Source organism: Acinetobacter sp. YQ_14 (assembly GCF_043102985.1).
GTDB classification, from domain to species: Bacteria; Pseudomonadota; Gammaproteobacteria; order Pseudomonadales; family Moraxellaceae; genus Acinetobacter; species Acinetobacter venetianus.
In genome coordinates, this window is record NZ_JBICJJ010000004.1 from 52516 (window position 1) to 65911 (window position 13396).

Below are 13396 nucleotides of genomic sequence, written 5' to 3' on the forward strand. Positions count from 1 at the left end.
TTCTAGCATTTAAGCAGTTTTTGGATTAATCATTCCTACTCATAAGCTTAATCATAAAAACTAAAAAGAAGCTTCGTGTAAGTGTTTTACATTACTTTAATTAGTTGAAAGATCTTTTAGTTGTTGAAATTGAATCATTATTTAAAATTTATGTGGATTATATATTTTTCTATCCATTTAATCATTTGGAGAAATAGATTTGAAAAGCAACTTTTAGATGCTCAAAATAATAACAGCCCATCGTTTAGAGGGCTGTATATTTTAAATCTAAACTGACTTATGCATAAATTTCTAAGAAATTTTTAAAGATTCGATGCCCATGTTCACTGAGAATTGATTCAGGGTGGAACTGAACACCTTCCACAGGAAGAGTTTTATGTTTTACACCCATAATTTCTTCAATTGTTCCATCTGCTTGATTGGTCCAACAGGTGACTTCTAGACAATCAGGAAGAGTCTCTTGTTCAATTACAAGTGAATGATAGCGTGTGGCAGAAAAAGGTGATGGTAAATTACTGAAAATACCTTTATCGCTATGGTACATATCTGATAATCGACCATGCATCACAGTTTTGGCGCGAATAATATTGCCACCAAAAGCTTGGCCAATAGACTGATGCCCTAAACATACGCCGAGTAGAGGAATTTTACCTGCGAAATGATTAATTGCAGGAATTGAGATACCAGCTTCAGTTGGAGAACAAGGGCCAGGGCCAATCACAAGGTATTTGGGCTGCCATCGTTCGATGTCCTCTAATGTAACTTGATCATTACGAACAACTTTTACTTCTTGATTTAACTCGCCAAAATATTGAACGATGTTGTAAGTAAATGAGTCATAATTGTCAATCATTAGAAGCATGATTATAACCTTTTGAAAATATACACTTTAATTGTGTTTTCGACTTTGTGGATTCACTCTAAATTCTAAAATTTGAAAAAACAAGAAATGATAGAATCATAGAGGAGAGTCATCATAACAAAAACAAAGAATCAATGTGAGTGAAATCGCAAGAATGAGTCTGAATGTTTATAAACTTTGTTCAGCAAAAAAACGACAAAAAATGAAGAATAAAGTTTTGTAATTGAAAGACTTGATAAAATAAACACAAAGTGAATCTAAAGTCTAAATGAATTGATTGGAATCAAGCTGAAAAGAATGATATAAAAAGCCAATTTATGCTAACAAATGATGGCGTAATTGGCACTACATTGGTTCTTTATCATATGTTCTGCACTATTTTGGTTCATAATGTCTTTTTTGGGGACGCGCTAAAATAGAAATGTGTGAATATGGTGCATTTGCGAATATAAACATTATAGTGGACATAGGATATGGAGCTTAAAGCATTTTTTCTGTAAAGAATTTCAATGTTTTAGGTATGCTTTATAATTGTTGGTATGATAATTGCTAATTATATCCCAACAACTAACACGCACTTAACAAGTGCATATAAATTTCATTGGAGCAAATGAGCATGGCGAACAAGGTCCTTCAACTCATCAAAGAAAGTGGCGCAAAATGGGTCGATTTTCGCTTTACTGATACTAAGGGTAAAGAGCAACACGTAACTTACCCAGCTGACACGATTGATGAAGACACATTTGAAGACGGTAAAATGTTTGATGGTTCTTCAATCGCTGGTTGGAAAGGCATTGAAGCTTCTGACATGATCTTACGTCCAGATGCTGAAACAGGTTTTCTTGACCCGTTCTTTGCTGAGCCTACAGTTGTTGTAACTTGTGACGTAATTGAGCCATCTACTGGTCAAGGTTACGAGCGTGACCCACGTTCGATTGCTCGTCGTGCTGAAGAATATTTAAAATCTACAGGTATTGGTGATACTGCATTCTTTGGTCCAGAACCAGAATTTTTCGTATTTGACGAAGTAAAATGGGACATCGATATGTCTGGCGCTCGCCATACATTAATCGCTGAAGAAGCTGCTTGGTCTACTGGTAAAGATTACGAAGCTGGTAACTCAGGCCACCGTCCACGTGTTAAAGGTGGTTACTTCCCAGTTCCTCCAGTTGATTCTCACCAAGATATGCGTGCTGAAATGTGTGCTCGTATCGAAGACATCATGGGCCCTGGCCGCGTAGAAGTACATCACCATGAAGTTGCTTCTTGCCAATTAGAAATTGGTGTGAGCTTCAATACAATGGTTCGCAAAGCTGACGAAGTACAACAGTTCAAATATGCTGTTTGGAACGTTGCTCACCAATACGGCAAAACTGCGACATTCATGCCTAAGCCAATGGTAGGTGATAACGGTTCAGGTATGCATGTTCACATGTCTATCTCTAAAGATGGCAAGAACTTGTTTGCTGGTGATGAATATGCTGGTTTATCTGAAATGGCATTGTTCTTCATTGGTGGTGTGATCAAGCACGCGCGTGCATTAAATGCGATTACGAACCCATCTACGAACTCTTATAAGCGTTTGGTTCCTCACTATGAAGCGCCAATTATGCTTGCTTACTCAGCGCGTAACCGTTCTGCGTCAATCCGTATTCCATATGTTTCTAGCCCTAAAGGCAAGCGTATCGAAGCTCGTTTCCCAGATCCAATGATGAACCCATACTTAGGTTTTGCTGCATTGTTGATGGCTGGTCTTGATGGTATCCAGAACAAGATCCACCCAGGTGAAGCGGCTGACAAGAACTTGTACGATCTTCCTCCTGAAGAAGAAGCAAAAATCCCAACAGTTGCTCACAACTTGGAAATGGCGATTGAAGCACTTCAAGCTGATCATGAGTTCTTGTTAAAAGGTGGCGTGTTCACTAAAGAAATGCTTGAAGCATATATCGAACTTAAAACTGAAGATGTACGTCGTCTTAACACGACTACTCACCCAGTTGAATTCGACATGTACTATAGCTTGTAATACATTGTTATTCAGAAAAGCTCGCTTCGGCGAGCTTTTTTTATGTCATTAATAGATTGGAAGATTGTACATATTTACTGAAAAATTCATGTAAACTAAACGCGATGTTTTTAGTGAGCAACGCATGCGAAATTTACGACCAAACAGAATAAAGGGCAAAGAGATCCCAGCTGAATTAAAAAAATGGTTGTATGCATCAGGTTCACTAACACAGCAGCTCACCGATCTAGGTGATGGTGAGTTTCATGTAGAGCGAATAAAAGAACATTATCAACGTCTAACTTTTACGGACAGCCAGTGGATGCGGATGCCTTATCAGCATATCGCATGGGTAAGAGAAACCAATCTTTATGGTAGTGAGTCCGAAGCTTGGGTAAAAGCCAAAAGTATTTTTCCGATTCTAAGTTTGCAAAAAAAAGCGCGTATATTTAAGCATATCGGGAACAAACCGATTGGGTGGTTCTTATTTCAGCGCACAGACCCTAAGTGTGAGCGACGTGTGATCTATCTTGCAGAGGGTTGGACTAGGCAAAGTTGTTATACGTGGCACGGTTGTAAATTTATTGTGCAAGAAACATTCTTGCCTGCTTTTGAACAGTTTATTCGACAGCATTGACTCTAAGGATTCTTCATGGAAACAGTGCAACATATCTCTTGGCGGCAGCGTTTAGAAGCCTATTACTATTTATGTCGTTTTGATAAACCAATTGGTACAGAACTGGTTTTGTGGCCGACAATGTGGGCATTATGGATTGCTTCAAAGAGTATTCCTGATTTAAAAGTACTTGTAATCATGGTTTTAGGCTGTTTTTTTATGAGAGCGGCTGGTTGTGCGATTAATGATTTCGCTGATCGAAAAGTTGATGCACATGTTGAACGGACTAAGAATCGCCCTTTAGCGACAGGTGTGATTAAGGCAAAAGAAGCAGTATTCGTATTTTTGGGCTTAGTTATAGCAAGCGCATGCTTATTATTTTTCTTGCCGATTGAAACGTTTTATTGGTCATTTGGGGCGCTATTTTTAGCCTTTATTTATCCATTTATGAAACGCTATACGAATCTGCCACAAGTGTTTTTAGGTGCGGCATTTTCGTGGTCAATCCCTATGGCTTATGCAGCAGTAGGGCAAACGCCTGATTTGACATGTTGGTTATTATATTTTGGTAATTTAGCGTGGACTGTTGCCTACGATACTCAATATGCAATTACTGATCGTGAATACGATTTAAAAATTGGTGTGAAATCTACCGCAATTTTGTTTGGGCGATTTGATATTCAAATTATAGGATTGCTGCAAATTGTTAGTTTAGGCTTAATAGGTACTGCGCTATATTTAGAAAATCTTTTGCTGCCATTTGGGTTAATCGCATTGATATTCGTAGGATTGGATTTTATTTATCAAGCAATAAAAACCAAAGAACGTGATCCACAAATCTGTTTTTGGGCATTCCGTCACAATCGATGGGTTGGAATGATTATTTTTGCGGGAATTTTTTTAGAATTAATATCTTAATCTGACTGAATAGTTGAAAAGTGTCCTATACAAGGGCACTTTTTTTATGTATTAATAACAGTGCATGTAGTTTCATGCTTAAAAAAAAGACAAAGACTAAAAGGATATTTTATGAAACGGTCAAAAATTGCATTGGCAATGACGTTCTCAATTTCAGCACTGTTTTTATCAGCATGTAATGATAATGGAGATGACAATAAGCGTGCTGATTCCGACAAGACATATTTGTATGAAAGTAACTATGCTAAGGACAGTATAGATAATGCTTCTTCGATTAAAGTCATGACCTACAATATGACGAATGTTCAAGGGAAAACAGCAGAAGCTACGGCAATGGTGATATTTCCAAAAGCGATCCAACCGAAAGATGGTTATAGAGTTGTTGTTTGGGAGCATGGAACGGTTGGGGTGGGTGATAGCTGTGCACCAAGTAATAATCTAATTAATCCTCGATTTAGAATCCTAGCAGATAGTTTGTTGGCGGCGGGTTATGTGATTGTTGCTCCTGATTATGAGGGTTTAGGGACATCTGGGGTTCACCCATATTTAAACTTATCTAGTGAGGCGAAGTCTGCACTTGCTGCGGTTAAAGCTGTAAAAGATCATTATGGCACGCAGTTGAAAGGTGAGTGGATGTCGATCGGCCAATCACAAGGTGGTCATGCATCATTGGGTACGGCAGAGTTTGCTAATGCGGATGTGAGTTATAAAGGGGCAGTAGCAGGCGCACCAGCATCAAGTTTAGGGACTATTATCCAAATTTATATTGATCCGCAATTTAATCTTGATACGAATGGTCAACCTAAACCTGTAAGTAAACTCGATGAGAGCTTGTTACAAGTGCGTTATGCAGTTGCAAATAACCTTCTTACACCTGCACAAGGTCAAGCAAAAATTGAAGAAATAGCAGATGGTTATGCTGAATTGTTAGCTTATGCTGCTTTAGCAAGTGCTGGGATCAAAGCAGAGCAACCAAACTATGATTTGAAAACAATCTTTACATCAGGTGCGGCTGATATTGCTGAGTTAGCTTATGGGCGTAATGGTGATGATGGGGCTTGTTTGAGTTATTCTGGTGAAGATGTTGCAAATGGTTTGCATGAGAAATTCAAAGCAGGCATTGTTGCTTACTTAGTCGATCCAACACATCAACTGTCAGGATACGGTATTGATCTGACGAAGTTTAAAACAGATCCTGTTGTGCAAGAGTTTTTAAAATCAACTCAGCCGGCAACAAATGCCACAGCTGAAAAGGTAATTAAAACCCCTGTATTGATGCTTCAGGGAGAGAAAGATCAAGCTGTACTCCCCGTGGTGACACAAAGTATGTTTGCCAACATGAAAGCGAAGGCTTTACAGTTCTTCCCACAAGCAGGTTATGAAAATGGTTATGAGTTGAAGATTGTTCCGAATGCGACTCATACTCAAGCAATCATTTGTGAAAATGCCAAAGCTGTAGATTTTATTCAAGCCAATATGTCTGCGGGTACAGGTATTGTACTAACTGATGCGCAAAAAGATGCGAGTCAAAGTCCTCACTGTACGGGAATATTTTAAATCCACAAAACCGTGATTTTAATTTTAAGCAAGGAGTCTCTTTATAGAGGCTCTTTTTTTGTTATATTGTTGCATTCTATTTAGACCGAATTAGAGAAAGAATCCTTTATGAGTCAGAACGCTGCTGAAAAGAGACGTATTCCTTGGTTGTTGATGAGTTTGGGTTTACTTATTCCGATTTTTATTGTGGGTATGGCATTTCTGGCTGCAAAAAGTGATGCTGAAACTAAGCGTAAATATGACCAGCAACATGCCGAAATTGCTAAAAAATTTGAGCAGCAGAAAAATGCTGAGCAAGTTGCCGAAAATCAACCTTAAAGACTAAATTTAGCGAATATCCATCTGTAGCTGCTTTACAGATGGAATTTGCGTATAGCGTTGTACGAAATAACCTGCCTCTTTTAGCATTTGATCTCTCTGCTGGTCTTCTAGCTCTTTACCTATATGACTTGGGTCATCTAATTCAACAATCGCAATAACCTTCATCTCTCTATCTAACACTACGAAATCAGTCACTTTCCGATTGAACTTACTTCGTAACTTATAATGATCACTTGTTATGAGTGCGCTAAATGCAACCTGAGCCAATACATGATAATTAGGAAAAGCTTGTTGTAATCGTAGAAACATTTGTGATTCAAATGAGGTAATAACGGGTCGTGCGAAGAATTTTTGTTTTCTAAAGAAAGCGGGTAGGCAGCTATATAAAAGAAGTGCTGTACTGATACATCCAATAAGGATGAAAATAATTTGGCTGGATTGAAGCATATTCTTATTAAGCTGTGAATAAAAAACCCACTCATGAAGAGTGGGTTTTTAGAATCTTGGCTCTCCCACCTGGGCTCGAACCAGGGACCTGCGGATTAACAGTCCGTCGCTCTACCGACTGAGCTATGGGAGAATCTGGATATGCATTCTATGCATGTAGTGGGGGATGGTCAAGTCATTCATGAGAAAAAAATTAAATATTGATTTAATTGTACTTTTTATCATCATTTGCAGACATTTCTTAAAATTAAAATAATTGAGCATTAAAAAAGCCCTTATCAATGATAAGGGCTTTTAGAATCTTGGCTCTCCCACCTGGGCTCGAACCAGGGACCTGCGGATTAACAGTCCGTCGCTCTACCGACTGAGCTATGGGAGAATCTGAATGCCATTATAGGGGGCTTTTGAAATCGGTCAAGTTAAAAGTGTCATGTTTTCTTCATTTTTATATCGTATGGTTTTTATTTGCACAATTAGCTTGAAATTTAAAAAATAGCTTGAACTTTGGAAATGCTATTGCTAGATTCGAGTTAGAAAGCGTTTAGATATCTATCTAAGCAGTGTGGATTTAACCCTACTTGCCAGCACTAAAATGGCTAAATCGGAGGTCAAAATGACTATTCTCAGTATTCAATCTATCTTTTCGAATCTTTCTTATTATCAAGAAAATTATTTAGATATCATTCAAAATCCTACACAATATTATCAATCTGTTGAAAATGCCAATATACATTTCGCTGCTTTCAGTGATGAGCGACTGTATTTAGGTGATTTATTACAGCTTTGGTTTGGTGATAAGTGGACTGAACATCAATTACAAATTCTAGAAAAATCTCGAAATTTATTATCAAATAAAAACTTAGAGAATAGAGAAAATGCTTTATTCTTATTTGCATTTGAGAAGCAAGGACTTTTCAAACAAGCGCATGCTTATGCGTGGAATGTACTAGAGCAAAAGATTCAAAAAATAAGTTTGAATGAAAGTTTTCCCTTTTATTGTCATTACTTAAGTTTATCTCGTCCGCAGCGTCTTTCTTGATAATAAAAAAAGCCTGTCGAAACAGGCTTTTTACATCTTTATAAGGTATTAAGCTGTTTTTTCTGCTTCGATTGATGCAATTGCAGCATCAACACCTTCAATTGAATCAGCAGCTTTTTTGATGCGCGCTAAAGCATCTACTAAAACTTCGTCAGCAGTTGCATAAGAAATACGCATAAATCCACCTAAACCAAATGCATCACCAGGAACAACAGCAACGCCTGTTTCTTCAAGTAACCATTCAGAAAACTCTGTGCAAGATTTTAAACCTTTTGCACGAATAAGCGGACGAATGTTTGCGTATGCGTAAAAAGCACCGTCAGCTGGTAAGCAAGAAATACCATTGATTTCATTTAAGCCATTTACCACTAAATCGTGACGACGTTTGAATGCTTCGATCATTGGCTGTAATACATCTTGTGGACCGTTCAATGCAGCTTCAGCAGCGACTTGTGAAATTGAAGTCGGGTTTGAAGTTGATTGCGATTGGATTTTTTTCATTGCACCAATGATTTTTGCAGGACCAGCAGCATAACCGATACGCCAGCCTGTCATTGCATATGCTTTAGAGACACCATTGAGAACGATGGTACGGTCATATAAATCAGGCGCAACAGTTGCGATGTTGTAGAACTCATCTTCCCAACGAATTGGTTCATACATGTCATCAGAAGCAACAAAAACTTGTGGGTGGCGACGCAAGACTTCTGCCAAAGCTTCGAGTTCAGCTTTTGTATAGATCATGCCTGTTGGGTTAGAAGGGCTGTTTAATACCACCAAGCGTGTGTTTGGTGTGATTGCCGCTTCTAATTGTTCTGGTGTGATTTTGAAGCGTTGTTCTTCGCCACATTTCACGATTACTGGTGTACCTTCAGCAATAATCACCATATCTGGATAGCTTACCCAGAATGGAGCAGGGATAATGACCTCGTCACCTTTATTTAACAAAGCAAGTGCTAAGTTAAAGAAACTTTGTTTACCACCACAAGAAACCAAAATTTGATTTGCTTGATAGTCTAAATTGTTATCGCGTTTGAGTTTCGCAATAATTGCTTTTTTTAAACTTGGAGTACCGTCTACAGCTGTGTATTTTGTAAAGCCATTATTAATCGCTTCAATTGCAGCATCTTTGATGTGTTGAGGGGTATCAAAGTCTGGTTCGCCTGCACCTAAACCAATCACGTTCTTACCAGCAGCTTTAAGCTCAGCAGCTTTGTTTGTTACTGCAAGTGTAGGGGACGGTTTGATGGCATTGACACGATCAGAGAGACGTACGTCCACGGCATTATTCCTTCTTATGGGATTAAAAATAAAAGCAAGCTATCTTAGCTTAAATAGACTTAAAAGTGGTCGAAACTTACCGTGTTTGAATAAAAAGTTACCAAATACACAGCGGTGTTTTTTACATTTTTTATTTTTATAAATACCGCAAAAATCTATTACAATAGCGACTAGAAATTTAGATTTCGTGAGAATTTCAATGAGTACTGAAAATCCTAAAGCGAAGAAAGCTTTGGTGAAATTACCATTCCCGATGCCATCTTCGCAAAATGACGATGATGATGCAACGCATAATCAGGTTCGTCCAAAACCTGAACAATATGCTGATCGTACGTGGATGCCACCTCGTGGGACACGCCGTTCTATGGGTAAACGTTAATAAAAAAGCCAATCGATAAGATTGGCTTTTTTATTACTAATGACGATTTAGAGGATGTTGTATTTCTAGTTCATCACGCCAAAGTTTAATAAAATCATATTCATCAATGTCATAGAGTTCCATCAAGGCAATAATCACGCTCACAAAAATCATTGCACCCTCAGAATTGCTCTGGAAATTGAAAATCTTACCATTCAATTTACCTAGAATATCCTTGATCTCATGTTCTCGACCCCGACCATAACGATCACGCGGATAAAGTTCTTCATTTAATACAATTAGAGCAATGGCTTTTTCAGCTGCAGATAATTGAGTTTGGTTTAATGCTTCTTCAAATGATTCATAACCATGATTGAAGTAAAAAATAACTTCATCATTAATAAATGCATGTACTGTTGCTGCTGTTAAATTTGGAAATTGAGAAACGGCATCTTCTTCGATATAAGGACGGAATGATTCTGGGAAAATGACGTTGCTGTGAATACCTTTAAACAAAGGGGCAATTTCTGAAACTTTGTAGCCTGCAATACCACACCCTAAAGCCGTCAAAAAGTATTTCATTTTGGGGTGGTTTTTTGCGTATATTTTAAAATCATCAACATAATGCTCAATTTGCGAGAGGGGCATTTGCTGGATGTGTTCGTTGAGTGTTGGAATCGCAAAACTTTGTCCAGCCCAACCACGACCGACACCTTTCACCGCAGCAAAATGCTGTGCAGCAACACGAGCCGCACCACTATCGTGTATGCCAGCAAGATTACTGCCAAAAACAAAGACCGTATCTTCTGGGAGTTCCGTTACTATGGTTTCATCATGGTATTGGTAAGTCATTCGAATTCATATTTTAGGTTATCGTTCTACTCATGTTGCTATTGATTGGTACTAGGGTCAAGTAAAAAAATATTTAATTGTTATGTTAATAATTTCAATTTGTTAAGCATAATTTTAGCTTGAAAAACTACTTGTATCATAGAGAATAAATATAGCTAACACGGAATTCACATCTTGTTGTTTAAGCTCAAACTTTCAAGTGGTGAATATATAGTCTACGCATATGAGTATTGTTATCGCAGGTGCTTCAGGTGGAATAGGCCAAGCGCTTTTTGAGTTGTTAAATAAGCAGGCTCAGAAGAAGGTATTTTGTATTAGCCGACAACGTCTAAGGGATTGTGATTTACAGGCTGACTTATCTGAAGCAAGTCAAATCAAATTGATTCAGGAGTTTTTAAGTCATATTCAACCCACTGAGGTTTATTGTTGTGCTGGTGTTTTACATGAAAATAGCTATATGCCTGAAAAGAGCTTAAGCCAAATTCATGATGAATGGGTTTATAAGTCGTTATCACAAAACGTTATGACACATGTTCATCTAGCGCAAGCCTTAGCACCTATTTTGAACAAAAACTATGATTTAAAATGGCTATCATTATCAGCCAAAGTTGGAAGTATTGAAGATAATGCCTTAGGTGGGTGGTACAGTTATCGAATGACCAAAACAGCATTAAATATGTTTATTAAAAATTTAAGTATTGAATGGTCACGTAAATCATCTAACATTATTGTTGCAAGCGTTCATCCTGGAACGACGGATTCAGCATTATCCAAGCCATTTCAGCGCAATATTCACCCAGAAAAACTGTATAGCGCTGAACAAACAGCTGAACGATTGATAACAATTATGCAGAATTTAACAGCACATCAAAATGGAAAGCTTTTAAATTGGGATGGGCAGCTGTTACCGTATTAATTAAATGAAACTAATCTTGAAAAGTATCAATTCGCCCAAATTGATTTGTTAAACTATCGTTTAAATTTTATCAAAGAGTGTACTTGTGAGCGAAAATCAACCTTTCGATTTAGTGACAAATTACCAACCTGCGGGTGATCAACCACAGGCAATTGAAAAATTAGTCAAAGGAATTGACCAAGGTTTTCGTAATCAGTTGCTACTTGGGGTAACGGGGTCGGGGAAGACCTATACCATGGCAAATGTGATTGCTCAGACGCAGCGACCAACCATTATCATGGCGCATAATAAAACGTTAGCCGCACAACTCTATGGTGAATTTAAAGCATTTTTCCCGAACAATGCAGTTGAGTATTTCGTTAGTTATTACGATTATTATCAACCTGAAGCCTATGTACCTTCTTCAGATACCTTCATCGAAAAAGACTCAGCGATCAATGATCACATTGATCAGATGCGACTTTCTGCAACGCGTGCGTTGTTAGAGCGTCGAGATGCCATTATCGTTGCATCAGTTTCAGCGATTTATGGCTTGGGTGATCCAAATGCCTATATGCAAATGCTGTTGCATATTGTACAAGGCGATCGAGTGAGCCGAGATGAGATCATTCGCCGTCTCGTTGAAATGCAATATACGCGTAATGAATTAGAATTCTTACGTGGTACATATCGTATCCGTGGTGAAATTATTGATATTTTCCCAGCAGAATCGGATAAAGATGCCATTCGGGTAGAGTTGTTTGACGATGAAGTTGATTCGATTCGTTGGTTTGATCCATTGACGGGGAAATTAGTACGGAAAGTTCCGCGTGTGACGATTTATCCAAAAAGCCACTATGTCACGCCGAAAGACCATTTGACTCGTGCGATTGATACCATTAAAGATGAACTCAAAGATCAACTTAAATTTTTTAAAGACAATGACAAATTGCTCGAAGCACAGCGTATTGAGCAACGTACCCGTTATGACTTAGAAATGATGCAGCAATTGGGGTATACCAATGGCATTGAAAACTATTCACGTCATTTATCTGGGCGTTCGGCTGGAGAAGCGCCTCCAACCTTATTTGATTATATTCCTGAAGATGCGTTATTGATTATTGATGAATCGCATGTAACCGTTCCTCAAATTGGGGCGATGTACAAAGGTGACCGCTCGCGTAAAGAAAATTTGGTGAATTATGGATTCCGTTTACCAAGTGCATTGGATAACCGTCCAATGAAGTTTGAAGAGTGGGAACGTATTGTCCCAACAACCGTATTTGTCAGTGCAACACCTGCGCAATATGAGTTGGAAAAGTCAGAGCAAGTGGTAGAGCAGGTGGTTCGTCCAACGGGATTGATTGATCCTGAAATTGAAGTAAGACCTGTACTGACCCAAGTCGATGATGTGCTATCAGAAATTAATATTCGTAAGCAGTTGAATGAACGTGTTCTTGTGACGACGTTGACCAAACGTATGGCTGAGGATTTAACTTCATATCTTAAAGAATATGGCGTTAAGGTCGCTTATCTACATTCCGATATTGATACGGTCGAGCGTGTCAAAATTATTCATGAGTTACGTACAGGTGTACATGATGTTTTGGTAGGGATTAACTTACTGCGTGAAGGTTTGGACATGCCAGAAGTATCTCTAGTTGCAATTTTGGATGCGGATAAAGAAGGTTTCTTGCGCTCAGAACGTTCATTGATTCAAACGATTGGTCGTGCAGCGCGTAATGTGAAAGGTAAGGCCATTTTATATGCTGATCGCATTACAGACTCTATGCGTAAAGCGATGGATGAGACTGAGCGCCGTCGTAATAAGCAAATTGAGTTTAATGAACTTCATGGAATTACACCACGCAGTGCAGTTCGCCAAACAATTAAAGAAATTGATACGGGCGAAGTGCTGACCGATGATGAAATCGATGAAAAAGTGCTTGAGCAAGCTCAGTCAATTAGTGCTGATGAACAACATTTGCTTTCTGATCCAAAGTTATTTGCAAAACATATTGCTAAGTTGGAAAAGGAAATGTTGAAAGCATCGAAAGAGCTACAATTTGAGCAAGCAGCGCGACTTCGTGATGAAATCGTGCGTTTAAAAGCACATATGTTGCAGTCTTAAATAAGTTGAGAAATCCTCAAAAGTGATACATATCGCAACAGTTTTTGTTTATAAATTAGGCTATGTTTCTAAGTTAAGTATATGACTATTTATAACAAATTTCTGCTTTGAGGA

At 38.3% G+C, this 13396-nt stretch carries 13 protein-coding genes and 2 tRNA genes; 9 read left to right on the forward strand and 6 right to left on the reverse strand.

The window, feature by feature from the left end; translation table 11 throughout:
• Positions 1 to 277 precede the first annotated feature (277 nt).
• Entirely contained in the window at positions 278 to 862 is a 585-nt protein-coding gene (locus tag ACF8D3_RS02530; protein WP_392469942.1) for an anthranilate synthase component II, read from the reverse strand.
• Between the two features lie 610 nt (positions 863 to 1472).
• Here ACF8D3_RS02530 and glnA point away from each other — a divergent pair.
• The 5 genes from glnA to ACF8D3_RS02555 all read left to right on the forward strand — a co-directional run bounded on the left by glnA (position 1473) and on the right by ACF8D3_RS02555 (position 6276).
• On the forward strand, positions 1473 to 2888 hold the full coding sequence (gene glnA / locus ACF8D3_RS02535; protein ID WP_171054769.1) for a type I glutamate--ammonia ligase: 1416 nt from the start codon (positions 1473 to 1475) through the stop codon (positions 2886 to 2888).
• Positions 2889 to 3012: 124 nt separating this feature from the next.
• A complete protein-coding gene (locus ACF8D3_RS02540; RefSeq protein ID WP_019384948.1) occupies positions 3013 to 3504 on the forward strand; it encodes a chorismate lyase in 492 nt (163 codons plus the stop codon).
• Between the two features lie 15 nt (positions 3505 to 3519).
• The gene (ubiA, locus tag ACF8D3_RS02545; RefSeq protein WP_392469944.1) at positions 3520 to 4401 is read left to right on the forward strand and encodes a 4-hydroxybenzoate octaprenyltransferase; all 882 of its coding nucleotides are present in this window, start codon (positions 3520 to 3522) and stop codon (positions 4399 to 4401) included.
• Between the two features lie 111 nt (positions 4402 to 4512).
• Positions 4513 to 5958, forward strand: coding sequence for an alpha/beta hydrolase family protein (locus tag ACF8D3_RS02550; RefSeq protein ID WP_392469946.1), 1446 nt, complete (start codon positions 4513 to 4515; stop codon positions 5956 to 5958).
• A 108-nt stretch (positions 5959 to 6066) separates the two neighbouring features.
• On the forward strand, positions 6067 to 6276 hold the full coding sequence (locus ACF8D3_RS02555; RefSeq protein ID WP_007479918.1) for a hypothetical protein: 210 nt from the start codon (positions 6067 to 6069) through the stop codon (positions 6274 to 6276).
• A gap of 9 nt (positions 6277 to 6285) precedes the next feature.
• Here ACF8D3_RS02555 and ACF8D3_RS02560 read toward each other — a convergent pair whose 3' ends face one another.
• The 3 genes from ACF8D3_RS02560 to ACF8D3_RS02570 form a co-directional block, all read right to left on the reverse strand.
• Entirely contained in the window at positions 6286 to 6726 is a 441-nt protein-coding gene (locus ACF8D3_RS02560; RefSeq protein ID WP_392469948.1) for a DUF2726 domain-containing protein, read from the reverse strand.
• A gap of 57 nt (positions 6727 to 6783) precedes the next feature.
• Positions 6784 to 6859: transfer RNA gene (locus tag ACF8D3_RS02565), tRNA-Asn, on the reverse strand.
• Between the two features lie 170 nt (positions 6860 to 7029).
• A tRNA-Asn gene (locus ACF8D3_RS02570) sits at positions 7030 to 7105 on the reverse strand.
• Between the two features lie 234 nt (positions 7106 to 7339).
• Here ACF8D3_RS02570 and ACF8D3_RS02575 point away from each other — a divergent pair.
• Positions 7340 to 7765, forward strand: coding sequence for a hypothetical protein (locus ACF8D3_RS02575; RefSeq protein ID WP_004880740.1), 426 nt, complete (start codon positions 7340 to 7342; stop codon positions 7763 to 7765).
• 48 nt (positions 7766 to 7813) lie between these two features.
• On the opposite strand, the gene ACF8D3_RS02580 is transcribed toward ACF8D3_RS02575, so the two are convergent.
• Positions 7814 to 9046, reverse strand: coding sequence for a pyridoxal phosphate-dependent aminotransferase (locus tag ACF8D3_RS02580; RefSeq protein WP_007479924.1), 1233 nt, complete (start codon positions 9044 to 9046; stop codon positions 7814 to 7816).
• A 199-nt stretch (positions 9047 to 9245) separates the two neighbouring features.
• On the opposite strand from ACF8D3_RS02580, the gene ACF8D3_RS02585 reads away from it, so the two are divergent.
• Positions 9246 to 9425 carry a hypothetical protein gene (locus tag ACF8D3_RS02585; protein ID WP_392469952.1) on the forward strand — a complete coding sequence of 60 codons (180 nt, stop codon included), beginning with the start codon at positions 9246 to 9248 and terminating at the stop codon, positions 9423 to 9425.
• A 36-nt stretch (positions 9426 to 9461) separates the two neighbouring features.
• On the opposite strand, the gene ACF8D3_RS02590 is transcribed toward ACF8D3_RS02585, so the two are convergent.
• A complete protein-coding gene (locus ACF8D3_RS02590; RefSeq protein ID WP_392469955.1) occupies positions 9462 to 10256 on the reverse strand; it encodes a hypothetical protein in 795 nt (264 codons plus the stop codon).
• 223 nt (positions 10257 to 10479) lie between these two features.
• Between ACF8D3_RS02590 and ACF8D3_RS02595 the strand changes: the two genes are divergently transcribed.
• Together ACF8D3_RS02595 and uvrB are read left to right on the forward strand one after the other, a co-directional pair.
• Positions 10480 to 11172 carry an SDR family NAD(P)-dependent oxidoreductase gene (locus ACF8D3_RS02595; protein ID WP_392469958.1) on the forward strand — a complete coding sequence of 231 codons (693 nt, stop codon included), beginning with the start codon at positions 10480 to 10482 and terminating at the stop codon, positions 11170 to 11172.
• Between the two features lie 85 nt (positions 11173 to 11257).
• Complete coding sequence (uvrB, locus tag ACF8D3_RS02600) at positions 11258 to 13282, forward strand: excinuclease ABC subunit UvrB (protein WP_023012403.1); 2025 nt, start codon at positions 11258 to 11260, stop codon at positions 13280 to 13282.
• Positions 13283 to 13396 lie beyond the last annotated feature (114 nt).